This is a genomic window from Burkholderia sp. BCC0405 (genome assembly GCF_902833075.1).
Lineage (GTDB): Bacteria > Pseudomonadota > Gammaproteobacteria > Burkholderiales > Burkholderiaceae > Burkholderia.
On sequence record NZ_CADFEO010000025.1, the window covers coordinates 74,490 to 97,121 of the forward strand.

Annotated in this window: 23 protein-coding genes; 10 read left to right on the top strand and 13 right to left on the bottom strand. The window is 67.1% G+C overall.

Translation table 11 applies throughout. The annotated features are described in order from the left end of the window. Positions 1-64: 64 nt before the first annotated feature. Both HWX36_RS31245 and HWX36_RS31250 read left to right on the top strand, forming a co-directional pair. A complete protein-coding gene (locus HWX36_RS31245) occupies positions 65-1,198 on the top strand; it encodes a class I SAM-dependent methyltransferase (RefSeq protein WP_175957687.1) in 1,134 nt (377 codons plus the stop codon). Positions 1,199-1,287: 89 nt separating this feature from the next. Further along, positions 1,288-2,178 carry an SAM-dependent methyltransferase gene (locus HWX36_RS31250; protein ID WP_175957688.1) on the top strand — a complete coding sequence of 297 codons (891 nt, stop codon included), beginning with the start codon at positions 1,288-1,290 and terminating at the stop codon, positions 2,176-2,178. A gap of 25 nt (positions 2,179-2,203) precedes the next feature. On the opposite strand, the gene HWX36_RS31255 is transcribed toward HWX36_RS31250, so the two are convergent. Next, positions 2,204-2,776: a DUF1415 domain-containing protein gene (locus HWX36_RS31255; RefSeq protein WP_175957689.1), complete on the bottom strand. Its 573-nt coding sequence runs from the start codon at positions 2,774-2,776 to the stop codon at positions 2,204-2,206. A 55-nt stretch (positions 2,777-2,831) separates the two neighbouring features. Continuing rightward, entirely contained in the window at positions 2,832-3,452 is a 621-nt protein-coding gene (locus HWX36_RS31260) for a TetR/AcrR family transcriptional regulator (protein WP_175957690.1), read from the bottom strand. A gap of 218 nt (positions 3,453-3,670) precedes the next feature. Here HWX36_RS31260 and HWX36_RS31265 point away from each other — a divergent pair, with 218 nt between their 5' ends. The 3 genes from HWX36_RS31265 to HWX36_RS31275 all read left to right on the top strand — a co-directional run bounded on the left by HWX36_RS31265 (position 3,671) and on the right by HWX36_RS31275 (position 7,163). Next, positions 3,671-4,954 (top strand): MFS transporter, encoded by a 1,284-nt coding sequence (locus HWX36_RS31265; protein ID WP_175957691.1) that lies wholly within the window; start codon positions 3,671-3,673, stop codon positions 4,952-4,954. Between the two features lie 164 nt (positions 4,955-5,118). Then, positions 5,119-5,724 (top strand): nitroreductase family protein, encoded by a 606-nt coding sequence (locus tag HWX36_RS31270; RefSeq protein WP_175957692.1) that lies wholly within the window; start codon positions 5,119-5,121, stop codon positions 5,722-5,724. Positions 5,725-5,912: 188 nt separating this feature from the next. Further along, positions 5,913-7,163 (top strand): Hsp70 family protein, encoded by a 1,251-nt coding sequence (locus tag HWX36_RS31275; RefSeq protein WP_175957693.1) that lies wholly within the window; start codon positions 5,913-5,915, stop codon positions 7,161-7,163. A gap of 100 nt (positions 7,164-7,263) precedes the next feature. Here HWX36_RS31275 and HWX36_RS31280 read toward each other — a convergent pair whose 3' ends face one another. Further along, entirely contained in the window at positions 7,264-7,467 is a 204-nt protein-coding gene (locus HWX36_RS31280; protein WP_006477070.1) for a cold-shock protein, read from the bottom strand. Positions 7,468-7,887: 420 nt separating this feature from the next. Here HWX36_RS31280 and HWX36_RS31285 point away from each other — a divergent pair, with 420 nt between their 5' ends. Next, entirely contained in the window at positions 7,888-9,486 is a 1,599-nt protein-coding gene (locus HWX36_RS31285; RefSeq protein ID WP_175957694.1) for an APC family permease, read from the top strand. 119 nt (positions 9,487-9,605) lie between these two features. Here HWX36_RS31285 and HWX36_RS31290 read toward each other — a convergent pair whose 3' ends face one another. The 7 genes from HWX36_RS31290 to HWX36_RS31320 form a co-directional block, all read right to left on the bottom strand. Continuing rightward, positions 9,606-10,397: a class III extradiol ring-cleavage dioxygenase gene (locus tag HWX36_RS31290; protein ID WP_175957695.1), complete on the bottom strand. Its 792-nt coding sequence runs from the start codon at positions 10,395-10,397 to the stop codon at positions 9,606-9,608. A 210-nt stretch (positions 10,398-10,607) separates the two neighbouring features. Then, positions 10,608-11,204, bottom strand: a complete 597-nt coding sequence (locus HWX36_RS31295) for a UbiX family flavin prenyltransferase (RefSeq protein ID WP_175957696.1) — start codon at positions 11,202-11,204, stop codon at positions 10,608-10,610. A 19-nt stretch (positions 11,205-11,223) separates the two neighbouring features. Beyond that, positions 11,224-11,535, bottom strand: coding sequence for a Grx4 family monothiol glutaredoxin (grxD, locus tag HWX36_RS31300; protein ID WP_006477066.1), 312 nt, complete (start codon positions 11,533-11,535; stop codon positions 11,224-11,226). A gap of 67 nt (positions 11,536-11,602) precedes the next feature. After that, positions 11,603-12,445: a peptide chain release factor N(5)-glutamine methyltransferase gene (gene prmC, locus HWX36_RS31305; RefSeq protein WP_175957697.1), complete on the bottom strand. Its 843-nt coding sequence runs from the start codon at positions 12,443-12,445 to the stop codon at positions 11,603-11,605. Positions 12,446-12,452: 7 nt separating this feature from the next. Beyond that, on the bottom strand, positions 12,453-13,535 hold the full coding sequence (gene prfA / locus HWX36_RS31310; protein WP_175957698.1) for a peptide chain release factor 1: 1,083 nt from the start codon (positions 13,533-13,535) through the stop codon (positions 12,453-12,455). Between the two features lie 82 nt (positions 13,536-13,617). Then, the gene (gene hemA / locus HWX36_RS31315) at positions 13,618-14,916 is read right to left on the bottom strand and encodes a glutamyl-tRNA reductase (RefSeq protein ID WP_175957699.1); all 1,299 of its coding nucleotides are present in this window, start codon (positions 14,914-14,916) and stop codon (positions 13,618-13,620) included. Positions 14,917-14,942: 26 nt separating this feature from the next. Continuing rightward, positions 14,943-15,704: a response regulator transcription factor gene (locus HWX36_RS31320; protein WP_175957700.1), complete on the bottom strand. Its 762-nt coding sequence runs from the start codon at positions 15,702-15,704 to the stop codon at positions 14,943-14,945. Positions 15,705-15,875: 171 nt separating this feature from the next. On the opposite strand from HWX36_RS31320, the gene HWX36_RS31325 reads away from it, so the two are divergent. Genes HWX36_RS31325 through HWX36_RS31340 form a run of 4 tightly spaced genes read left to right on the top strand, consistent with a single transcriptional unit; the run spans position 15,876 to position 19,190 of the window. Beyond that, entirely contained in the window at positions 15,876-16,130 is a 255-nt protein-coding gene (locus HWX36_RS31325) for a hypothetical protein (protein ID WP_175957701.1), read from the top strand. Positions 16,131-16,148: 18 nt separating this feature from the next. Beyond that, entirely contained in the window at positions 16,149-17,963 is a 1,815-nt protein-coding gene (locus HWX36_RS31330; protein WP_175957702.1) for an aminopeptidase P family protein, read from the top strand. Between the two features lie 55 nt (positions 17,964-18,018). After that, on the top strand, positions 18,019-18,570 hold the full coding sequence (locus tag HWX36_RS31335) for a cysteine hydrolase family protein (RefSeq protein WP_175957703.1): 552 nt from the start codon (positions 18,019-18,021) through the stop codon (positions 18,568-18,570). Next, positions 18,567-19,190 carry an HAD-IA family hydrolase gene (locus tag HWX36_RS31340; protein WP_175957704.1) on the top strand — a complete coding sequence of 208 codons (624 nt, stop codon included), beginning with the start codon at positions 18,567-18,569 and terminating at the stop codon, positions 19,188-19,190. The genes HWX36_RS31335 and HWX36_RS31340 overlap by 4 nt, the downstream gene beginning before the upstream one ends. 131 nt (positions 19,191-19,321) lie before the next feature. Here the strand turns inward: HWX36_RS31340 and ettA are convergent, their stop codons facing one another. The 3 genes from ettA to gcvA form a co-directional block, all read right to left on the bottom strand. After that, the gene (ettA, locus tag HWX36_RS31345; RefSeq protein ID WP_175957705.1) at positions 19,322-20,989 is read right to left on the bottom strand and encodes an energy-dependent translational throttle protein EttA; all 1,668 of its coding nucleotides are present in this window, start codon (positions 20,987-20,989) and stop codon (positions 19,322-19,324) included. A gap of 202 nt (positions 20,990-21,191) precedes the next feature. Beyond that, on the bottom strand, positions 21,192-21,500 hold the full coding sequence (locus HWX36_RS31350; protein WP_175957706.1) for a DUF3761 domain-containing protein: 309 nt from the start codon (positions 21,498-21,500) through the stop codon (positions 21,192-21,194). 80 nt (positions 21,501-21,580) lie between these two features. Then, positions 21,581-22,498 (bottom strand): transcriptional regulator GcvA, encoded by a 918-nt coding sequence (gene gcvA / locus HWX36_RS31355; protein WP_175957707.1) that lies wholly within the window; start codon positions 22,496-22,498, stop codon positions 21,581-21,583. Positions 22,499-22,632 lie beyond the last annotated feature (134 nt).

The following is a 22,632-nucleotide window of genomic DNA, read 5'->3' on the forward strand; positions in this document are numbered from 1 at the left end:
TGAGCCGCGCGGCGCCCGCAATCCGGTCGCGCCGCCCGTTGAAGCCAACCGTAACCGAGTTCGCGTGACCGATTTCCCTGTTTTCCACTGGACCGACGCCGATGGCGCCGATCATGCCGTGCGCTGGCGCTCCGAAGCCGGCGTGCAACCGCCGAAGCGCGCGGTGCCCGCCGACGACTGCCTCACCGCCGACGCGGCCTACCGCCTTGCATGCGAGGGCACCGCGCTCGTCTGGCAGGGCGACTTCCAGAATGCGCGCCAGCTCGTGCAGGCGATGGCGCGCCGTGTCGAGCGCAAGCCGAAGAAGGCGAAAGCCGCGGCCGGCGTCGAGGCATTCAACCTGCATCGTCTCGCGCAGTCGCAGCGCGCCCGCACGCTCGGCATGCTGCTGATCCCGCTCGACGCCGACTACACGATCCCGCTGCGCCGCGCGCCCGACGTGCGCGCCGCATGCGAAGAGGCGTACGGGCCCGGCGGCGTGCCGTCGGTCGTGTCGTTGCGCGAACTGCTCGGCCTCGTCGGCGCGCATGAATGGCGCAAGAAGGGCGTGCCGATCCCGGCGCTCGGCGGCGCGCCGATCCACCCGCACTACGGCGTGTTCTCGCCGGTGCGTGGTGAATACGTCGAACTCGTCGCGCGCGCGACGCTGCCGGCGACGTCGCTCGCGTTCGACATCGGCACGGGCACCGGCGTGTTGGCGGCCGTGCTTGCGTCGCGCGGCGTCGAGCGTGTCGTTGCGACCGATCAGGACGCACGGGCGCTCGCCTGTGCGCGAGAGAACGTCGAGCGGCTGGGCCACGCGAGTCGTGTCGAGGTCGTCGAGGCGGACCTGTTTCCGGCCGGCCGCGCGCCGCTCGTGGTCTGCAACCCGCCGTGGGTGCCGGCCCGGCCGAGCGCACCGATCGAATATGCGGTCTACGATCCGGACAGCCGCATGCTGCGCGGTTTCCTCGCGGGGCTCGCCGCGCACCTCGAGCCGGGCGGCGAAGGCTGGCTGATCCTGTCCGATTTCGCCGAGCATCTCGGCCTGAGGCCGCGCGACACGCTGCTGCAATGGATCGACGAAGCGGGCCTCGTCGTGCTCGGCCGCGACGACATCCGCCCCGCGCACCCGAAGTCGATGGATGCCGACGATCCGCTGCACGCGGCCCGCCAGGCCGAGGTCACGTCGCTCTGGCGGCTCGGCGCACGAGCCTGACCGCGCATTTTCGGTAAACTACCGCCATTCCTCACGAATTCCCGCCGCCGGGCCGTGGTCGACCGACCGTGGCCCGGCGCCGCTTCACGATGTCGAACAAGACCCACGAAATCCGCCCGGAGCAGTCCGTCGAGCTGCTGAAGGAACTGCACATCCTCACCCGCGACGGGAAGCTGAACCAGGACAGCCGCCGCAAGCTGAAGCAGGTCTATCACCTGTTCCAGTTCATCGAGCCGCTGCTCGCCGGCGTGCAGGCCGAGCGCGGCAGCGTGACGCTCGTCGATCACGGCGCCGGCAAGTCGTATCTCGGCTTCATCCTGTACGACCTGTTCTTCAAGCAGCAGCCGGGGCACGGCACGCCGGCGTTCGCGTCGCACGTGTACGGGATCGAGACCCGCGAGGAGCTGGTCACGCGCTCGGCCGAGCTTGCCGCGCGGCTCGGGTTCGGCGGCATGTCGTTCCTGAACCTGTCGGTTGCCGATTCGATCGCGTCGCCGAAATTGCCTGAAACGGTCGACGTCGTCACCGCGCTGCACGCGTGCGACACGGCGACCGACGACGCGATCCGCTTCGCGCTCGCGAAGCGCGCACAGCACATCGTGCTCGTGCCGTGCTGCCAGGCAGAGGTTGCGGGCGTACTGCGCAAGAACAAGGGCAAGTCGCTCGCGAACGCGCTGACGGAAGTGTGGCGGCATCCGCTGCATACGCGCGAATTCGGCAGCCAGATCACCAATGTGCTGCGCTGCCTGCAGCTCGAAGCGCACGGCTACCAGGTCAGCGTGACCGAACTGGTCGGCTGGGAGCATTCGATGAAGAACGAGCTGATCATCGCGCAGTACAAGAACCTGCCGCGCCGGCGGCCCGGCGAGCGGTTGAACGAGATCCTCGGGATGTTCGGGCTTGCCGAGCTGAATGAGCGCTTCTTCGTGGCGGAAGCCGCGGCGTCGGGCGGCGACGCCGTCGAACCGGCCGCCAGCTGACCTGCGCGTGGGAGGGCCCGCCGCGTCAGACGTCGTCGCCCGGCCGGCGCATCCATTCGCGCCAGCCGTCGTGGCCGAGGCGGCGCAGCGTTTCCTGATTCCTTTCGTAGATCGCGGATGCGTCCGGGAACGCATCGACCGCACGCGCGATGCTGTCCTCGCGCAGCAGGTGCAGGATCGGATACGGCGCGCGGTTCGTATAGTTCTCGATGTCGTCGGGCTCGCTGCCTTCGAACCGGTAGTCCGGATGGAAGCTCGCGATCTGCAGCACGCCGTCGAGCCGCAGTTGCCGCACCAGCCGGTCGGCAAAGAACAGCGCGTCGTTGTAGTCGACGAAATCGGCGAATGCATGCGGGAAGATCACGAGCGTCGTGTCGACCTGCTGCGGGTCCGCCGCGTCGAGCGCGCGCAGCTCCGTTTCGAGTTCGGCGAGCGCGTCTTCCAGCGTCGTCGCGTCGCTGATCGCGTAGCGCACCTGTTCCTTGACATAGACGCTTTTCGCGAACGGGCACAGATTGAGCCCGATCACCGCGCGCGCGAGCCAGTGCCGCGTGGCGGCGAGGATGTCGTCGTGCGATTCGGGGCGGGTGTCGGTCATCGTGAAACCAGTCGGGCGGAAGGGCGGCGAGGGCCGCATTGTAGCGGGCGCGCCGTCACGCGCAGGCGGCTTCGATCAACTGCGTGACGAGCGCGGGAGCGACGCCGATCGGCGTTTCACCGTGCCGGTAGGTCTGGCTTGCCGCGTAGATGCCTTCGATGACCAGCGCGAGCGAGCCGGCGAGCACTTGCGGCTGCCGCGCACCGGCGTCTTCGCTCAGTGCGACGAGCCGCTTCATCAGCTGTTCCTTGTTCCGCGCGACGCGCTCGCGGGCCGGGTGCGACGCATCCGGGAATTCGGCCGCGACGTTGACGAACGGGCAGCCGCGGTAATCCTTCTGCGTCGCGCGCTCGGCGAGATCGACGAAATACTGGATCAGCTGCGCTTTCGGCTGGCCCGGGTGCTTCGCGACGCTCGTATTGAAGCGGTCGAAGAAGCACGCATCCATCCGCTCCAGGTACGCGAGGATCAGCTCGTCCTTCGACGAGAACTGGCGGTACAGGCTCATCTTGTTGACGCCCGCACGCTCCACGACCGCCTCGACGCCCACCGTCCGAACGCCTTCCTTGTAAAACAGCTCCTCGGCGGCGCGTAGCAGGTGCTCCTGCGCGGTGGCGCCGTCGATCGGCCGGCGCGTGCGGCGCGCCAGCGGTTTGGCGATCTCGATGCCCGACATGACGACCCTCGACTGCATATTGAATTGCTTGACATGTTACCGATTGGTCACTACGATCGCAACACACTTGTGACCGATCGGTAACAAAGCCGATCGGATCGACAGACAAATGCCAAGCGTCGGCCCGGGTCAGCCGATGCAGCGTGCGGCGGAGGTGGCCTGGCAGGACGGCGGCGCGGGTGCGGAGGCACGGGAGCCGCCAACTGGAGAACGCGAAGATGAACTGGGCGGTGACACGAATCGGCGGGCGCTTCCACTACGGATGGCTTGCGGCGGCGGTGGTATTCCTGATCCTGCTGGCCGCGGCCGGCACGCGCGCGACGCCGAGCGTGCTGATGGTGCCGCTCGAACGCGAGCTCGGCTGGAGCCGCGCGGCGATTTCGCTGGCGATCTCGGTGAATATCGCGCTGTACGGACTGACGGGCCCGTTCGCGGCTGCCGCGATGCAGCGCTTCGGGCTGCGCCCGACCATTCTCACCGCGCTCGTAACGATGAGCGCGGGCGTCGCACTGTCGTCGATGATGACGCAGAGCTGGCAGATGGTGATGATCTGGGGCTTGATGGTCGGCTGCTCGACCGGCGTCGTTGCGCTGACGCTGTCCGCGACCTTCGTCACGCGCTGGTTCCATGCGCGGCGCGGCCTCGTGATGGGCGTCCTGACCGCGAGCACAGCCACCGGCCAGCTCGTGTTCCTGCCGATGCTCGCGGCGATCGCGCAACACCATGGCTGGCGGCCGGTCGTGCTGGTCGTCGCGGTCGCGGCCGCGATCGTGATTCCGCTGGTGGCGTTCCTGCTGCCCGAACGGCCGGCCGACGTACAGTTGCGTCCGTACGGCGAGCCGGCCGATGCGCCGCCCGCGCCCGAAGCGGCGAAGGAGAACCCGCTCACGGTCGCGTTCCGTACGCTGCTGACCGCGAGCCGTTCGCGCGATTTCTGGCTGCTGTTCTTCAGCTTCTTTATCTGCGGCGCAAGCACCAACGGCTATGTCGGCACGCACCTGATCGCGATGTGCAGCGACTACGGGATGACCGAAGTGCAGGGCGCGTCGCTGCTCGCGGCGATGGGCGTGTTCGACCTGTTCGGCACGACGCTGTCGGGCTGGCTGTCCGACCGCTACGACAATCGCGTGCTGCTGTTCTGGTACTACGGCCTGCGCGGGCTGTCGCTGATCTACCTGCCGCACGCGTTCGGGATCGATTTCTTCGGGTTGCCGCTGTTCGCGATGTTCTACGGGCTCGACTGGATCGCGACCGTGCCGCCGACCGTGCGGCTCGCGACCGACGTGTTCGGCAAGGCCGCGGCGCCGGTCGTGTTCGGCTGGATCGTCGCGGGCCACCAGCTCGGCGCGGCGTTCGCGGCGCTCGGCGCCGGGCTGTTGCGCGCCAGCCTTGGAACTTACACGGTCGCGTCCATGATCTCGGGCGGGCTGTGCATCATCGGTGCGCTGATCGTGCTGCGGATCAACCGCGGCCCGTCGCGCGCAGCCGCGCAGGCGGCCTGAGCGCGGCGATTCGATGGCCCGGCCGGCCGCGCGGCGGATGGCCGGGCAATGCACGCACGGAGATTTGCATAGCGCGGGGGGATCGGGCGAGCATCGGCTCAAGCGGGTATGCTTGCGGTTCGCAAGGCGTTCGCGCCCCTTCATCGATGTCAGCGAGGAACCGCATGTCCGTCAAACCTGCTCCCACTACTGTTTCGATTCACGACCTGATCGCGGGCCGCTGGAGCCCGCGCGCGTATTCGGATGAACCCGTCAGCGCCGGTGACCTGCACGCGGTGCTCGAAGCCGCCCGCTGGGCGCCGTCGGCCTACAACGCGCAGCCGTGGCGCTTCATCGTATTCGACCGCACGCAGGACGACGACGCATTCAAACGCGCGTTCGCGACGCTGGTGCCGTTCAACCAGGGCTGGAATGCCCCCGCGCCCGTGCTGATCGCGGTGACCGCGCACACGCTCACGCCGAAGGGTGAGCCGGCTCCCACCGCGCTGTACGACGCGGGCGCCGCCGCGATGTCGCTGGTGCTGCAGGCGCACGCGCTGGGCCTGGCCGCCCACCAGATGAGCGGCTTCGACGCGAAGGCGTTTCGCGACGCGTTCGCGATTCCGGCCGACGTCGCGATTCCGTCGATCATCTCGCTCGGTCACTACGGCAACGTCGACAAGCTCGATCCGGTGCTGCGCGATCGCGAGAAGGCGCCGCGCACGCGCCATGCGATCGGCGAGGTCGTCTATGCGGGCGCGTGGAAGAAAGGTTTCGACGCGGCAGCCTGACCCGCCAGACGGACGGGCTGCATCGCGCATCCCGCCCGCAGGTTCCCCCCGCGCGCCACGGTGCGCGCCGTCGCCACCGAGGCCCGTTGCGCGGCCCTGGTGGCTGGCCCCGGTTGTGATCCCGCGGGCTTCATGTTAAAAAGCCCGTCCTTTCCGTTTTCGCGCCGGCCCTGCTGCGGCACCTTCCCATGACTTACTGCGCGATCGATTTCGGCACGTCCAATTCCGCCGTGGCGCTGCCCGACGGCGACGGCATGCGCCTCGCGCCCGTCGAGGGCGACCACCTGACGCTGCCCACCGCGATCTTCTTCAACAACGACGAAGAGACGATCGAATACGGCCGTGCGGCCCTGGCCTCCTACATCGACGGTTTCGACGGCCGGCTGATGCGCTCGATGAAGAGCATCCTCGGCTCGCCGCTCGCGGAAACGACGACCGATCTCGGCGACGGCAGCGCGATCGCGTACACCGAAATCATCGCGCGCTTCCTGACGCACCTGAAGCGCAAGGCCGAAGCCCGCGCGGGTGCGCCGATCGGCCGTGCGGTGCTTGGCCGGCCGGTGTTCTTCGTCGACGACGATCCGCGTGCCGACCGCCTCGCCCAGGACCAGCTTGAGGCGGCTGCGCGATCGGTCGGCTTCATGGACGTGCAATTCCAGTACGAACCGATCGCGGCCGCGTTCGACTACGAGTCGCGCCAGCAGGCGGAGCGCCTCGTGCTCGTCGCCGACATCGGCGGCGGCACGTCCGACTTCTCGCTGGTGCGTGTCGGGCCCGAGCGGATGGCGCGGCTCGAGCGCAAGGATGACGTGCTGGCCCACCACGGCGTGCACGTCGCGGGCACCGACTACGACCGGCGTGTCGAACTGGCGGCGATCCTGCCCGCATTCGGCTACCGTTCGCTCGACCCTGAAGGGCGCGAGTTGCCGAACAAGATCTACTTCGATCTCGCGACCTGGCACCTGATCAACACCGTCTACACGCCGAAGCGGCTCGGCGAGTTGAAGCTGATGAAGCACCTGTACCTGGACATGCGGCAGTACGACCGGCTCACGAGCGTGGTCGAGCAGCGGCTCGGGCATGCGCTGATGGCGCGTGCGGAAGAAGCGAAGATCGGCGTCGCGGCGGGCGGGGAGACGATGATCGACCTGAACGACGTGGAGGAGGATCTGCAGATCGCATTCGATGCCGACCGGCTCGTCGATGCGAGCCGCGACGACACCGCGCGCATCGTCGACGCCGCGCGCGAGACGGTGCGGCTTGCGGGCGTTGCGCCGCGCGATGTCGGCGCGCTGTATTTCACCGGTGGCTCGACGGGGCTCGCGTTCCTGTCGGGCGCGCTTGCGGGGGCGTTCCCGGATGCGCAACCGGTGTTCGGCGACCGCCTCGCGAGTGTCGCGACGGGCCTCGGCATTCACGCGCAGCGATTGTTCGGTTGAATGCGGGCGGCTGAGTGGCCGCCATGTCGGGCGCCCCGGCGCCGAAAAACAAAAAGCCCCGCCGAAGCGGGGCTTTTTTTCACGAATTATCGCGCCAAGCTTAGACCGGACGGATGTTCGCAGCTTGCAGACCCTTCGGGCCCGTCTTCACTTCGAATTCAACCTTCTGGTTTTCTTGCAGCGTCTTGAAGCCTTCGACGCGGATTTCCGAGAAGTGCGCGAACAGATCGTCGCCGCCGCCTTCCGGGGTGATGAAGCCGAAGCCCTTTGCGTCATTGAACCACTTGACGGTACCGGTTGCCATGTTACTTGTTCCTAAAAAGATAAAACGGGGCCGAAGCCCATGGGGTGCGGAAAATCAAGGAAGGGGTAATAGGACCAACCGGAGTACCGTTGATGGGCGAACTACGAAAGAACCAATTCACTCGCCACTTGAAATCCTGCGAAGTTCTTTATACGGCTTATCAATCGCGTGGTCAACCGTATTTCCATGGACTCAGGGTTATTGCGGATATCAGGTTTACAAAGCTTGCAAGCGGCGCGAATTTTTTGTAGGGGGCGAACGATTTTGGCGCCACGTTTCAGGTGCAACCGTTAAACTACGCGCCGCGCGGCCGGGTTGCCCTGATCGGGTGGCCCGCCCCCCCAAAATTGCGTGCGCGTTGCTGTCCGAGCCGATCCCGGACCGCGAGCCGACCATGCTTTTTGAGACACAGGAGAGGATGTGAAGAGTTCTATTCAACGGAACATCGGCCCGTTTGCATTGATGCTGACAGGGCTGGGTTCGATTATCGGCTCGGGCTGGCTGTTCGGCGCCTGGAAGGCCGCAAAGATTGCCGGTCCGGCGGCGATCTGCGCATGGATCATTGGCGCTGTCGTGATTCTCGCCATTGCACTGACGTATGCGGAGCTGGGTGCAATGTTCCCCGAATCGGGCGGCATGGTGCGCTACGCGCGCTATTCGCACGGTTCGCTGGTCGGTTTTATCAGCGCGTGGGCAAACTGGATCGCGATCGTATCCGTGATCCCGATCGAGGCTGAAGCGTCGATCCAGTACATGAGCACGTGGCCGTATCCATGGGCGCATGCGCTGTTCGTGAACGGAGAGCTGACAACGCCCGGCCTGCTGCTGTCGGCCGTGCTGGTCGTCATCTACTTCATGCTGAACTACTGGGGCGTGAAGGCGTTTGCCCGTGCAAACACCACCATCACGATCTTCAAGTTCCTGATCCCCGGCCTCACGATCCTCGGCCTGATGCTGACGAGCTACCATCCGGAAAACCTCGGCACCGCATCGAATGCAAGCTTTGCCCCGTACGGCTGGTCGGCCGTGCTGACCGCGGTCGCGACGAGCGGTATCGTGTTCGCGTTCAACGGCTTCCAGAGCCCGGTGAACCTTGCGGGCGAAGCGCGCAACCCGTCGCGCAGCGTGCCGTTCGCGGTGATCACGTCGATCCTGATCGCGCTCGTGATCTACGTGCTGCTGCAGGTGGCGTACATCGGCTCGGTGAATCCGGCCGACGTCGCGCAGGGCTGGTCGCACTTCAACTTCAAGTCGCCGTTCGCCGAACTGGCGATCGCGCTGAACCTGAACTGGCTCGCGATCCTGCTGTACGTCGACGCATTCGTCAGCCCGAGCGGCACCGGTACGACGTACATGGCAACGACCACCCGCATGATCTATGCGATGGAGCGCAACAACACGATGCCGAAGATGTTCGGCAACGTGCACCCGCTCTACGGCGTGCCGCGCCAGGCGATGTGGTTCAACCTGCTGGTCTCGTTCATCTTCCTGTTCTTCTTCCGCGGCTGGAGCTCGCTCGCGGCGGTGATTTCGGTGGCGACGGTGATTTCGTACCTGACCGGCCCGATCAGCCTGATGGCGCTGCGTCGTGCGGCGACCGACATCGAGCGTCCGTTGTCGATTCCGCTGATGAAGCTGATCGCCCCGTTCGCATTCGTCTGCGCGTCGCTGATCCTGTACTGGGCGAAGTGGCCGCTGACGGGCGAGATCATCCTGCTGATGATCGTCGCGCTGCCGGTGTACTTCTACTTCCAGGCGAAGTCGGGCTGGACCGGCTGGGGTGACGACCTGAAGGCTGCATGGTGGCTGGTCGCGTACCTGCCGACGATGGCCGTGCTGTCGCTGATCGGCAGCAAGGAGTTCGGCGGCCACGGCGTGCTGCCGTACGGCTGGGACATGCTGATCGTCGCGGCCATTTCGCTGGTGTTCTACTTCTGGGGCGTGAATACCGGCTACCGGACCAAGTATCTCGACGAGCGTGAATCGGAAGACGAGATCCTCGAAGGGATCGGTGCCTGACGCGTGAACCTGCCGCCGGATTCGGCGGCGGCAGCCAGCAGCGGAAAAAAGCCCGCCCGAGCGATGCTCGGGCGGGCTTTTTGTTGGGCGGTCGGCGCTTACCGTGCGACGCTCAGGCCTCAGGCGGCCGTGCTGGCGAACACGTAGTTCGTCATCGCGAGCACGCGCTGGTAAGTGCCGAGCGACTGGATGCCGAGTTGGTAGTCGTCGTCCGCCGCGCCGAGCGCCGTGAACACCGGCAGCAGATGCTCGTCGGTCGGATGCATCAACGCTGCATGCGGCGCCTGCCGGCGGTAGTCGAGCAGCGCGTCGACATCGCGCGCGGCCAGTTTCGCCTCGAACCAGTCGGTGAATTCCGTGACGCGCGGGTCCGCATCCTCGGGGGCCGCACCGAAATCGGCGGCGCGCAGGTTGTGCGTGATCTGGCCCGAGCCGATCACCATCACGCCTTCGTCGCGCAGCGGTCGCAGCGCGCGGCCGAGCGCAAAGTGGTGGGCGGCATCCGCGCGCGGCTGGATCGACAACTGCGCCACCGGCACGTCGGCTTCCGGGAACATCAGCAGCATCGGCACCCATGCACCGTGGTCGAGGCCGTGCTCGGTCGTCGCGGTCTCGATGCCGGCCGCATTCAGTAGCCCGGCCGCGCGCTTGGCGATGTCGGGCGCGCCGGGCGCCGGGTAGCGGATGTCGTACAGCGCCTGCGGAAAGCCGTAGAAATCGTGGATCGTTTCCGGATGTGCGGCGATGCTGGCGACGGGGCGCTGCGTGCCCCAGTGCGCGGACAGCATCAGCACCGCGCGCGGGCGTGGCAATTCGGCAGCGAGGTGCGTGAATGCGCCGGACGGCAGCGTCGGGTCGATCGGCAGCGTCGGGGCGCCGTGGGACAGGTAGAGCGAAGGCAAGCGGTTCATGGTGGTGGCCTGCAAAGGGATTTGCCTGTGACTATAGGCGCGCACGGGGTATTGATAAATCCGCGATTCCGAATTTGATTAACGCTTGTTTGTTGATAATGCGGGCGACGTTGTGCGTTCCACGGCAGGTGGGCGTTGTATTCGTGAAATCGAGTGATTTGCCGTTGAAATCGGCGAAGATGCGCGGAGAACGGGTCGGTGGAGGCGCGCTTACTGGGCGTGCCGCATGCCGGCCCACGGCGTCGTCAGCGGTGCGCTGAGCGCGAACAGGTCGAGCACGCGCGTGACAGTCTGGTCGACGAGTTCCTCGATCGTCTTCGGCATCGCGTAGAACGCGGGCAGCGGCGGGAAGACGATGCCGCCCATTTCAGTGACGGCCGTCATGTTGCGCAGATGCGCCAGGTTGAACGGCGTTTCGCGCACCATCAGCACGAGGCGGCGGCGTTCCTTCAACGTGACGTCGGCGGCGCGCGTGATCAGGTTGTCGGACAGTCCGTGCGCGACGCTCGCGAGCGTCTTCATCGAGCAGGGCGCGATCACCATCCCGTCGGTCGCGAACGACCCCGATGCGATCGTCGCGCCGACGTCGCGCACCGAATGCACGACGTCCGCACGGCTTTCGACATCGGCCTTCGACAGCTTCAGTTCGTGCTGGATGTTGAGCCAGCCGGCGTTTGAAATCAGCAGGTGCGTTTCGACGCCGCCGGCGGCGCGCAGCAGGTCGAGCAGCCGTACGCCGTAGATCGCGCCGGTGGCGCCGGTGATCGCGACGATCAGCCGGCGTGGCGGCGCGCTGGGAGGTGCCATCGAAACGGGGCGACGCGTATTACGCGGCGGCGAACAGTTGCTGCAGCTCGCCCGACTGGTACATCTCCATCATGATGTCCGAGCCGCCGATGAATTCGCCCTTCACGTAGAGCTGCGGGATGGTCGGCCAGTTCGAGAATGCCTTGATGCCCTGGCGGATCTCGTCGTCTTCGAGGACGTTGACCGTCTTGAACTGGTCGACGCCGCAGGCCTTCAGCACCTGGACGGCGCGGCCCGAAAAGCCGCACATCGGGAATTGCGCGTTGCCCTTCATGAAGAGCACGACCTGGTTTTCGTCGACGATTTGCTTGATACGTTGTTGGGTGTCCATGACTGACCTTGCTTTAGCGGGGCGGTAGATCGAAATGATAGCGGATTTCAACCGGGCGGGCCGGGCATCAGCCCGGCAGGCGGCCGCCTGTCGTGCGTTCGATGGCGGCCAGATCGGCGAGCGATTCGACTGCGACGAAGCCGTGCGATGCGAGCACCGCGCGCACGGCCTCGGCCTGGTCGTAGCCATGCTCGATCCAGAGCGTGCCGCCCGGTTTCAGGTGGGGGCCGGCGCCGGCGACGATCGTGCGGATTGCGCTGAGACCGTCGGCATCGTCGGTGAGTGCGCCGCGCGGCTCGAAACGCAGGTCGCCTTGCTCGAGGTGCGGATCGTGCTGCGCGATGTACGGCGGGTTGCTGACGATCGCGTCGAATGCGAGCGCCGGATCGAGCGCCGCGTACCAGTCGCTCTCCACCCAGTGCAGCGGGCCGCCGGGACGGTGCGCGTCGAGCAGCTTGCCGGCGTTGCGTTGCGCGACCGCGAGTGCAGCCGGCGAACGGTCGAGCGCCCACACGCGCGCATCGGGACGCTCGGCGGCGATCGATACGGCGATCGCGCCGCTGCCCGTGCCGAGGTCGAGCACGGCCGGATGCGGCAGCCCGTCGATCGCATCGAGTGCGGCTTCGACGAGCAGTTCGGTTTCAGGGCGCGGGATCAGCACGTCGGGCGTCACGTCGAACGGCCGGCCGAAGAATTCGCGCATCCCGACGAGCTGCGCGACGGGCTCGCCGGCCAGGCGGCGTGCCTCGAGCGCGCGGTAGCGTTCGACCGCGGCCGAGTCGAGCGGCGCGTCGCCGCGCGTGATCAGTTGCGTGCGCGTCCAGCCGAGCGCGTGCGCGAGCAGCACGCGCGCATCGACCGCATCGAGCGGCGATGCGCGCAGCAGTTCGCGGGCGGTGGTGTCGGGCATCGCGGCCTCAGTCGGCATCGCCGAGCGACGCGAGCAGTTCGGCCTGGTGTTCGCTGACCAGTGCGCTGATCAGTTCGTCGAGGTCGCCGTCCATGAGCGCCTCAAGCCGGTACAGCGTCAGGTTGATCCGGTGGTCGGTCATCCGGCCCTGCGGGAAGTTGTACGTGCGGATCCGTTCCGAGCGGTCACCGGAGCCGATCAGGCTCTTGCGCGTTGCGGCTTCCTTCGCGTGCTGCTCGTGATACTGCTTGTCCTTGATGCGCGCGGCGAGCACCTTCAGCGCGCGATCCTTGTTCTTGTGCTGCGAACGGTCGTCCTGGCACTCCACGACGATCCCGGTCGGGAGGTGCGTGACGCGCACCGCCGAATCGGTCTTGTTGATGTGCTGGCCGCCCGCGCCGGACGCGCGGAACGTGTCGATCCGCAGGTCGGCCGGATTGATCTCGACCTCGCCGATTTCGTCGGCTTCCGGCATGACCGCGACCGTGCACGCGGACGTATGGATGCGCCCCTGCGTCTCGGTGGCGGGCACGCGCTGCACGCGATGGCCGCCCGATTCGAACTTCAGGCGCGAATACGCGCCCTGGCCCGCGATCCGTACGATCACTTCCTTGTAGCCGCCGAGATCCGACGCGCTCTCCGACATCATTTCGACCTGCCAGCGCTGGCGCTCCGCGAAGCGCAGGTACATGCGCAGCAGGTCGCCCGCGAACAGCGCCGATTCGTCGCCGCCCGTGCCCGCACGGATTTCGAGGAAGATGTTGCGGTCGTCGTTGGGATCCTTCGGCAGCAGCATCTTCTGCAGCTCGGTTTCGAGGCGGGTCATGCGCTCGCGCGCGTGGCGGATTTCGTCTTCCGCGAAGTCGCGCATCGACGGATCGCCGAGCAGCTCCTGCGCGGCCGTCTCGTCGCTGCGCGACTGGCGCCACAGTGCATACTGTTCGACCACCGGGCCGAGTTCAGCATGTTCGCGCGTCAGCTTGCGGTACTGGTCGAGGTCGGCCGTGACGTTTTCGCGGCTCAGCAGGTCGTTCAGTTCGGCCAGCCGTGTGGACAGCTGGTCGAGCTTGCGTTGCATGCTCGTCTTCATGGTGTGGAGCGGCGCTCCCGGGCAAGGGGTATTCGGAAAGGATAGGCCGGCGCGCGGCCGGCGGCAGGGCGATCGGCCGTCGCTAGTGGCCGGACTGGTCGTTCGAGCGCGGTGCGTGCTGGTAGAAGCCGCGCATCAGGTCGATCAGCGAATCGCGATCGGCGCCGTTCACGCGGTTGAGCGCGCTCGTCGGGCCGTGGATCAGCTTGTTGGTCAGCGCTTGCGACAGCGCTTCGAGCACGGCGGCCGGATCGTCGCCGCGTGCGAGCAACTTCTGCGCCTTGTCGACTTCGGCACGGCGCAGTGCGTCGGCCTGCGTATGCATGTGACGGATCACCGGCACGACGCTGCGCGTGTCGAGCCATTGCATGAAATTCTGCACGCGCGTCTCGATGATCGCTTCGGCCTGCGCGACGGCAGCCTGGCGCGACGCGTTGCCTTCGCGCACGATCGCGCCGAGATCGTCGACGGTGTAGAGGAACACGTCCTTCAGCTTGCCGACCTCGGGCTCGATGTCGCGCGGCACCGCGAGGTCGACCATGAAGATCGGGCGGTGGCGGCGCGCCTTCACTGCGCGCTCGACTGCGCCGAGGCCGATGATCGGCAGCGTCGACGCCGTGCACGACACGATGATGTCGAATTCGTGCATGCGGGCAGGCAGATCCGCGAGCGGTATCGCACGGCCGTTGAAGCGCTCGGCGAGCCGCTGGCCGCGTTCGGCCGTGCGGTTCGCAACCACGAGTTCGCGCGGGCCTTGCGCGGCGAAGTGCGTCGCGCACAGCTCGATCATCTCGCCGGCGCCGATGAACAGCACGCGCTGATCGGACACCTTTTCGAAGATCCGTTGCGCGAGGCGCACGGCGGCGGCGGCCATCGACACCGACTGCGTGCCGATTTCAGTCGTGCCGCGCACTTCCTTCGCCACCGCGAACGTGCGCTGGAACAGCTGGTTTAGATAGGTGCCGAGCGCGCCGGCTTCCGTCGCGGTGCGGACGGCGTCCTTCATCTGGCCCAGAATCTGGGTTTCGCCGAGCACCATCGAATCGAGGCCGGATGCGACGCGAAATGCGTGCCGGACCGCTTCCGACTGCGGCAGCGCATAGACGTGCGGCGCGAGCTCGTCGACCGGAATCCGGTGATACTCCGACAGCCAGCGGACCGCGCCTTCGCGTGCCGCGCGATCGTCTGTCGCGCAATACAGTTCGGTGCGGTTGCAGGTGGAGAGGATCGCTGCTTCGGGCGTATTGGGCGCCTGGGGGCCGAGAAACACGTTCTTGAACGTGACGAGAGCCGGCTTGATCTGCTCGAGCGGAAACGCCACGCGTTCGCGCAGGGCGACAGGCGCAGTGTGGTGATTGATTCCGATCGTGAGGAGTTGCATATCGAGGGCTATCGTTTAGCCCCATATTATAGCGTTTCAGCGATTTCCTCACCCGCCGCATACCGGGCATCGGCGTGCCGGGGCCGGGAATTTGGGGGCTCGATCGGCACGCGGTCAAGTTGATAGCCATAGCCGTAGAGCGGCAGCAGCCGGTAGCCGCGCTCCGGAAGCAGTTGCAGCTTGCTGCGCAGCCGGGACGCGTGGGTATCGAGCGTGCGCGACTTCATGTCGCGGCGGCGCGCCCACACTGTTTCGAGGATATGGGCGCGCGACACCGGCCGTGACAGGTTCGTGAACAGCAACTGCGCGAAACGAAACTCCTTCGGCGTGAGTGAAACGATTGCGTCGCCAAAGCGAACGAGGCAGTGCGTGGCGTCGAAAGCGTAGTCGCCATACATTTCGCGCGAGCGGGTGGGCGCCCGGCGCACGCCGGCGCGCCGGCTCAGCGCGTTGACGCGCGCGAGCATCTCGGGCCCGCTCACGGGGCGCACGAGGCAATCGTCGGCGCCCGCGTGCAGGCACGACACGATTTGGCTTTCGCGCGGCAACAGCATCACGACGATGGCGGGCAGCCCGGGCAGGATGGCCTGCGCGCGCGGAATGACTTCCTCGGCCGGCTGGTCGCCGGCCCACTGGCCGGTGATCAGCATGTCGCAGGTGCCGGTGGCGAGCCACTCGAAGAACGCCGCACTGGACGGAAACGCGTGGCACACGTGACCGCCTGCGAAGAGCAGGCGGTTCAGGAGCGCGGCGTGGCGCGCGTCCGGATCGATCAGAGCGATTCGCATGAGAATTTCTTCAATACGGCAGCCGGCGCACGCTTGCCATAACGCCGAGTCGGCCCCTACACTCGAATGTTGGCGGCACCCGGCTGGTCTCGGGTTCGATGGATGAATCGATGCTAGCCGCTGGCAACGTTCACGCCTATGGGACGAATCTGAATTTATAGAAGGCGTCGAATGAACTGGTTTGGAATGCTTGTCCTGGGAGCGGCCGTCGGGCTGTTCGGCCGATGGCTGCATCCGATGCGGCGCACGGGTCGGCCGGCGTGGTGGATCGCGGTGCTCGCCGGCGTCGTCGGCGCGGGTGCGGCCCGCATGGCCGGCAATCTCTCTGGATTGTTTTACGATGGCGAGACGCTCGAATGGCCGGTCTGCACCGGTGTCGCGTTCCTCGTCGTAGCCGTGACGGTTGCACTGTCGGCCCGTCGCTGAATGTTCTCAGGTGAAATCATGAATGCCCGTCTTCCCGAAGTCTCGCCGGTGCCGGCCCGCCTCGCGCTGCTGCGCGGCGCCATGGCCCGCGAGGACCTGGCCGCCTATCTCGTGCCGTCCGCCGATCCCCACCTGTCAGAGTACCTGCCGGAGCGCTGGCAGGCCCGCCGCTGGCTGTCCGGCTTCACCGGCTCGGTCGGCACGCTGGTCGTGACCGCGGATTTCGCGGGGTTGTGGGTCGACAGCCGCTACTGGGTGCAGGCCGATGCCGAACTGGCCGGCACGGGCGTGCAACTGATGAAGATGACGGGCGGGCAGCAGAGCGCGCCGCACGTCGACTGGCTCGCGCAGAACGTGGCGGCGGGTGCGACGGTCGGCGTCGACGGCGCCGTGCTCGGCGTCGCGGCCGCGCGCGGGCTGACGGGCGCGCTGAATGCGCGCGGCATCGCGCTGCGCACCGATCTCGACCTGCTCGACGCGATCTGGCCCGAGCGGCCGGGGCTGCCCGGCGACGCGGTGTTCGAGCACGCGGCGCCGCAGGCCGACACGACACGCGCGAGCAAGCTGGCCGAAGTGCGCCGCGCAATGCGCGCGCAGGGTGCGCAATGGCATTTCGTCTCGACGCTCGACGACCTCGCATGGCTGTTCAACCTGCGCGGCGCCGACGTCAACTTCAATCCCGTATTCGTTGCGCACGCAATGATCGGCGCCGATCGCGCGACGCTGTTCGTCGCCGACGGCAAGGTGTCGCCGGCGCTGGCCGCATCGCTCGCGAAGGACGGTGTCGACGTTCGCGCCTACGACGCCGCGCGCGCCGCGCTTGCGTCGCTGCCTGACGGCGCGACGCTGCTGATCGACCCGCGCCGCGTGACGTTCGGCACGCTCGAGGCCGTGCCGGCCGGCGTGAAGCTCGTCGAGGCCGTGAATCCGTCGACGTTCGCGAAGTCGCGCAAGACGTCCGCCGAGATCGAGCACGTGCGCGTGACGATGGAACACGACGGCGCAGCACTCGCGGAATTCTTCACGTGGTTCGAGCAGGCCGTGAACCGCGAGACGATCACCGAGCTGACGATCGAGGAAAAACTCACGGCCGCGCGTGCGCGGCGCCCCGGCTATGTGTCGGCGAGCTTCGCGACGATCGCGGGTTTCAACGCAAACGGCGCGATGCCGCACTATCACGCGACGCAGGCGTCGCACGCGACGATCGCCGGCGACGGCCTGCTGCTGATCGATTCGGGCGGCCAGTACGTGACCGGCACGACCGACATCACGCGCGTCGTGCCGGTCGGCACCGTCAGCGACCTGCAGCGGCGCGATTTCACGATCGTGCTGAAGTCGATGATGGCGCTGTCGCGCGCCCGCTTCCCGCGCGGCATCCGCTCGCCGATGCTCGACGCGATCGCGCGCGCGCCGATGTGGGCGGCCGGGCTCGACTACGGCCACGGCACGGGGCATGGCGTCGGCTACTTCCTGAACGTGCACGAAGGCCCGCAGGTGATCTCGCACTACGCGCCGGCCGAGCCGTATACGGCGATGGAAGAGGGCATGATCACGTCGATCGAGCCGGGCGTGTACCGTCCCGGCCAGTGGGGCATCCGGATCGAGAACCTGGTCGTGAACCGCGCGGCCGGGCAGACGGAATTCGGCGATTTCCTCGCATTCGAGACGCTGACGCTGTGCCCGATCGACACGCGCTGCGTGCTGATCGAGATGCTGCATGACGAAGAACGCGCGTGGCTGAACGCGTATCACTCGACGGTGCGCGAGCGCGTCGGCCGGCACCTGAGCGGCGATGCGAAGGCGTGGCTCGACGCGCGTACGCAGCCGATCTGACACAGCAAGCGACAACGGCCGAACCACGGCCGAACGACACAACCGAGGGCAGGCAATGGCGGACACCGCAGTGATCGTGGTCGACATGCAGCGCGGGCTGGTGGAGCGGGCGCGGCCCGCTTACCGGCTCGATGACGTGGTATCGGGCATCAACCGGCTGACGGCGGCGGCGCGCGCGGCGAACGCGCCCGTGTGCTTCGTGCAGCACGACGGCGATGCGGACGACGACATCGTGCCCGGCACGCCGGGCTGGGAGCTGCACGCGGGGCTGGTCGTCGGGAACGACGACTGGCACGTGCGCAAGCAGGTGAGCGACGCGTTTCACGACACGCCGCTCGCGGCGCAGCTCGACCGCCACGGCATCCGTTCGGTGCTGATCTGCGGCTATGCGACCGAGTTCTGCGTCGATTCGGCCGCGCGCGGCGCGGCGCTGCTCGGCTACCGGACGACCGTCGTGTCCGACCTGCACACGACGAACGAGCGTACGCACCTGTCGGCCGCGCAGATCGTCGCGCACCATCACTTCGTATGGCAGAACAATACGCTGTCGGGCAACCCGGTCACGCCGCGCCCGCTCGCGGACGTTCTTGCGATGGAGTTCGCATGACGATCAAGGCCGTGGTGTTCGACTTCGGCGGCGTGTTGATCGACTGGAGCCCCGACTATCTTTACCGGCAACTGATTCCCGACGAGGCCGAGCGTCGCTGGTTTCTCGCGCATGTCTGCGCGATGGACTGGGTGATCCGCCAGGACGGCGGGCAGACGATCGAGGAAGGCACGGCCGAGCGCGTCGCGAAGTTTCCGGAGCACGAGGCGCTGATCCGCGCGTTCTACGCGCGCTGGCACGAGATGATCGGCGGCGTGCTCGATGAAGGCGCCGCGCTCGTCGATCGGCTCGACGCGCAGGGGATGCCGCTGTTCGGGCTGACGAACTGGTCCGCGCAGACGTTTCCGTATGCGTGGGACAACTTCCCGGTGCTGCGGCGTTTCAAGGAGATCGTCGTGTCGGGCCGCGTGAAGCTCGTGAAGCCCGATCCGGCGATCTACCGCGAGATGCATGCGCGGATCGAACCGCACTTGCCGGGCATCGCGCCGCACGAACTCGTGTTCATCGACGACAACGCGAAGAATGCCGCGGCCGCGACCGCGCTCGGCTGGCACGGCATTCATCACACGAGTGCGGCGGCGACCGAGGCGCGGCTGCGCGAATTGGGCGCGCTCGCGTAAGCGGCGGGCGAGCAGCCCGCCATCAGATGAACAAAGCGGGCCAGCGGCCCGCTTTTTTGTTGTGCCGCGTTCCGATGCGGCTGCCCTCGGTGCGCGGCCCCGCGTTGCCGCGGGGCGGGCACCCGGGCCGGTCAGCGGCTGATCGGCTTGTAGCGCAGACGCTTCGGCTTGGCGGCTTCCTCGCCCAGGCGCGCACGCTTGTCGGCTTCGTACTCCTGGTAGTTGCCGTCGAAGAACGTGACCTGCGAATCGCCTTCGAACGCGAGGATGTGCGTCGCGATGCGGTCGAGGAACCAGCGATCGTGCGAGATCACCATCACCGAGCCCGCGAATTCGAGCAGCGCGTCTTCCAGCGCGCGCAGCGTTTCGACGTCGAGGTCGTTCGACGGTTCGTCGAGCAGCAGCACGTTGCCGCCCGAGATCAGCGTCTTCGCGAGGTGCAGGCGGCCGCGTTCACCGCCGGACAGGTTGCCGACGATCTTCTGCTGGTCGCCGCCCTTGAAGTTGAAGCGGCCGATGTACGCGCGCGACGGCGTTTCGTACTTGCCCACCGTCAGCACGTCGGCGCCGCCCGAGATTTCCTCGAACACCGTCTTCGTGCCGTCGAGCGCGTCGCGGCTCTGGTCGACGTACGCGAGCTTCACGGTCGGCCCCATCACGACTTCGCCCGAATCCGGCTGTTCCTTGCCCGTCAGCATCTTGAACAGCGTCGACTTGCCGGCGCCGTTCGGGCCGATGATGCCGACGATCGCGCCGGCCGGGATCTTGAAGCTCAGGTTGTCGATCAGCAGGCGGTCGCCGAACGACTTGCTGACGTTCTTGAACTCGATCACTTCATTGCCCAGGCGTTCGCCGGCCGGGATGAAGATTTCCTGCGTCTCGTTGCGCTTCTGGTATTCCTGGCTGCTCAGTTCCTCGAAGCGCGCGATACGCGCCTTCGACTTCGCCTGGCGGCCCTTCGGGTTCTGGCGCACCCACTCCAGTTCCTTCTTGATCGCCTTCTGGCGCGCCGATTCCGACGCTTCTTCCTGCTTCAGGCGCTCTTCCTTCTGGTCGAGCCAACTGCTGTAGTTGCCCTTCCACGGAATGCCGTGGCCGCGGTCGAGTTCGAGAATCCACTCGGCCGCGTTGTCGAGGAAGTAGCGATCGTGGGTGACCGCGACGACGGTGCCCGGGAAGCGCACCAGGAACTGCTCGAGCCAGTCGACCGATTCCGCGTCGAGGTGGTTGGTCGGTTCGTCGAGCAGCAGCATGTCGGGTTTTTCGAGCAGCAGCTTGCACAGCGCGACGCGGCGCTTTTCACCGCCCGACAGGTGTTCGATCTTGGCGTCCCACGCCGGCAGGCGCAGGGCGTCGGCGGCCACTTCGAGCTGCTGCTCGGGGCTGCCGCCGTCGCTCGACGCGAGGATCGCTTCGTACTTCGCCTGCTCGGCCGCGAGCGCGTCGAAGTCGGCGTCCGGCTCCGCGTACGCCGCGTAGATTTCCTCGAGCTTCTTGTTGGCCTGGAACAGGTCGCCGAGGCCTTCCTCGACGGCTTCGCGCACCGTCTTCGTCGGGTCGAGCTGCGGCTCCTGCGGCAGGTAGCCGATGTTCAGGTTCGGCATCGGCGTCGCTTCGCCTTCGATGTCCTTGTCGACGCCCGCCATGATGCGGATCAGCGTCGACTTGCCCGAGCCGTTCAGGCCGAGCACGCCGATCTTCGCGCCGGGAAAGAACGACAGCGAGATGTCCTTCAGGATCTGGCGCTTGGGCGGCACGATCTTGCCGACCCGGTTCATCGTGAAAACGTATTGGGCCATTTCGGTGTGAAATTCAGAAGTGGTTGAGACTGCCGCGCAGCGCGCGCGTGGCGGCGTCGGGTGATTCGGTACGGAGCGTGCCGCGCGCGGCGCGGCGGCGGCGCCGCGTGTCGGCGGCGCGAGCGGCTATTGTACTTCGCCGCCGAGTGTCGCTGACAGCGGCGGGTGGCCGCTGCGGTCCGGATTGGCCGATCGGCCGAGGCTACAGCCACGCGGCGACGCCGCCGTGCCCCGAGCACGTGCCGCGCCGGTGACGGCTGAAGCTGTACGTGCCGTCACGGCAGCGCGCGCTCGCACCGTCGGGCACGCGGCCCGATTTCGAATGCGCGGGTGCGTGCACGGTTTCGCCGTCGCGGTTGCGATACGTGTCGTGGCGGTCGAGATCGGCTTCGTTGCCGTAGCCGGGCGATGCGCGGTAGGCATGCGCGGAAGGCGGCAACGCGGCACACGCGACGAAGAGCGCGGCGGACAAGGTCGCGAGGCGTGTCGCGCGGCGGAGCAGGGCAGCCATGGTTTCTCTCGGTCTGTTGTTATCGGTGTCGGGCCGCATGTTAGCCGATCGGCCGAGGAACCGCGCCGTGAGGGAGGGCGCTACGCCGCGCCGGACATCGATGCCGCACCGTCGGCCTGCGCGGCGTCGAGGATCCAGCGGCGGAATGCGGCGACCTTCGGCCGTTCCGCGTGATGCGGCGGATAGACGAGGTAGTACGCGAAATCGTCGAGCCACGCGACGTCGGCGAGCTGCACGAGCCGGCCGCTCGCCAGCTCGCCGCGCACCATCGCGGCCGGCAGCAGCCCGGCGCCCTGGCCGGCGACGATCGCCTGCAGCAACAGGCCCGAATCGTCGAACGCGGGGCCGCGCGGCGGGCCGAAATCGTCGATCCGCTGCGCGCCGAACCAGATGTGCCAGCCCTTGCGCTCGGCGTCGTGCAATTGCGGCCAGCCGACGAGGTCGGCCGGCGTTGCCGGCATGCCGAGCCGCGCGACGAGCGCGGGCGACGCGAGCGCGACGATTTCCACCGTCAGCAGGCGCTCGCTGCACAGCCCGATGTAGCGCCCGAGGCCATGACGGATCGCGACGTCGACGCCGTCGCGCGAGAAATCCGCGAGCGCGTGGCTGGTGACGACCTGCAGGTCGACGTCCGGGCAAGCGTCCCGGAACTGCGTGAGGCGCGGGACGAGCCACGCGGATGCGAAGAATGGCGTGACGCTCACCGTCAGCACGCCGCTGTCGGCGGCGCCCGACACGCGCTGCGACGCATCGGCGATCTGCCTGAATGCGTTGCGCACCGGCGGCAGGTAGTCGCGGCCGGCGGCCGTGAGCAGGATGCCGCGGTTGACGCGCTCGAACAGCTGCACGCCGAGATGCGTCTCGAGCGTGCGGATCATCTGGCTCACCGCACCGGGCGTGACCGACAGCTCCTCGGCGGCCGCCTTCACCGACAGGTGGCGGGCGGCCGCTTCGAATGCGCGAAGCGCGTTGAGCGGCGGCAAGCGGGAGCGATTCATTCAGTTTTTCTAAATCGAAAGTCCGACGAAATATCGTTTGAGACGACGCGTACGCACAAGTACCGTTGACGCATTCGATCGTATGCCTTGCGATTGCCGGTTGGCGGCCGATGCGATCAACATAGTTCAACTAT

Excerpts from the sequence above, each read along its gene's own strand:
- HWX36_RS31290 (WP_175957695.1), bottom strand. The coding sequence starts at position 10,397 with ATGAACCGCTTGCCTTCGCTCTACCTGTCCCACGGCGCCCCGACGCTG.
- HWX36_RS31330 (WP_175957702.1), top strand. The coding sequence starts at position 16,149 with ATGAATGCCCGTCTTCCCGAAGTCTCGCCGGTGCCGGCCCGCCTCGCG.
- HWX36_RS31340 (WP_175957704.1), top strand. The coding sequence starts at position 18,567 with ATGACGATCAAGGCCGTGGTGTTCGACTTCGGCGGCGTGTTGATCGAC.
- HWX36_RS31270 (WP_175957692.1), top strand. The coding sequence starts at position 5,119 with ATGTCCGTCAAACCTGCTCCCACTACTGTTTCGATTCACGACCTGATC.
- HWX36_RS31255 (WP_175957689.1), bottom strand. The coding sequence starts at position 2,776 with ATGACCGACACCCGCCCCGAATCGCACGACGACATCCTCGCCGCCACG.
- prmC (WP_175957697.1), bottom strand. The coding sequence starts at position 12,445 with ATGCCCGACACCACCGCCCGCGAACTGCTGCGCGCATCGCCGCTCGAT.
- HWX36_RS31295 (WP_175957696.1), bottom strand. The coding sequence starts at position 11,204 with ATGGCACCTCCCAGCGCGCCGCCACGCCGGCTGATCGTCGCGATCACC.
- grxD (WP_006477066.1), bottom strand. The coding sequence starts at position 11,535 with ATGGACACCCAACAACGTATCAAGCAAATCGTCGACGAAAACCAGGTC.
- ettA (WP_175957705.1), bottom strand. The coding sequence starts at position 20,989 with ATGGCCCAATACGTTTTCACGATGAACCGGGTCGGCAAGATCGTGCCG.
- HWX36_RS31350 (WP_175957706.1), bottom strand. The coding sequence starts at position 21,500 with ATGGCTGCCCTGCTCCGCCGCGCGACACGCCTCGCGACCTTGTCCGCC.
- HWX36_RS31250 (WP_175957688.1), top strand. The coding sequence starts at position 1,288 with ATGTCGAACAAGACCCACGAAATCCGCCCGGAGCAGTCCGTCGAGCTG.
- HWX36_RS31335 (WP_175957703.1), top strand. The coding sequence starts at position 18,019 with ATGGCGGACACCGCAGTGATCGTGGTCGACATGCAGCGCGGGCTGGTG.
- HWX36_RS31260 (WP_175957690.1), bottom strand. The coding sequence starts at position 3,452 with ATGTCGGGCATCGAGATCGCCAAACCGCTGGCGCGCCGCACGCGCCGG.
- HWX36_RS31325 (WP_175957701.1), top strand. The coding sequence starts at position 15,876 with ATGAACTGGTTTGGAATGCTTGTCCTGGGAGCGGCCGTCGGGCTGTTC.
- HWX36_RS31280 (WP_006477070.1), bottom strand. The coding sequence starts at position 7,467 with ATGGCAACCGGTACCGTCAAGTGGTTCAATGACGCAAAGGGCTTCGGC.
- gcvA (WP_175957707.1), bottom strand. The coding sequence starts at position 22,498 with ATGAATCGCTCCCGCTTGCCGCCGCTCAACGCGCTTCGCGCATTCGAA.
- HWX36_RS31265 (WP_175957691.1), top strand. The coding sequence starts at position 3,671 with ATGAACTGGGCGGTGACACGAATCGGCGGGCGCTTCCACTACGGATGG.
- HWX36_RS31320 (WP_175957700.1), bottom strand. The coding sequence starts at position 15,704 with ATGCGAATCGCTCTGATCGATCCGGACGCGCGCCACGCCGCGCTCCTG.
- prfA (WP_175957698.1), bottom strand. The coding sequence starts at position 13,535 with ATGAAGACGAGCATGCAACGCAAGCTCGACCAGCTGTCCACACGGCTG.
- HWX36_RS31275 (WP_175957693.1), top strand. The coding sequence starts at position 5,913 with ATGACTTACTGCGCGATCGATTTCGGCACGTCCAATTCCGCCGTGGCG.
- hemA (WP_175957699.1), bottom strand. The coding sequence starts at position 14,916 with ATGCAACTCCTCACGATCGGAATCAATCACCACACTGCGCCTGTCGCC.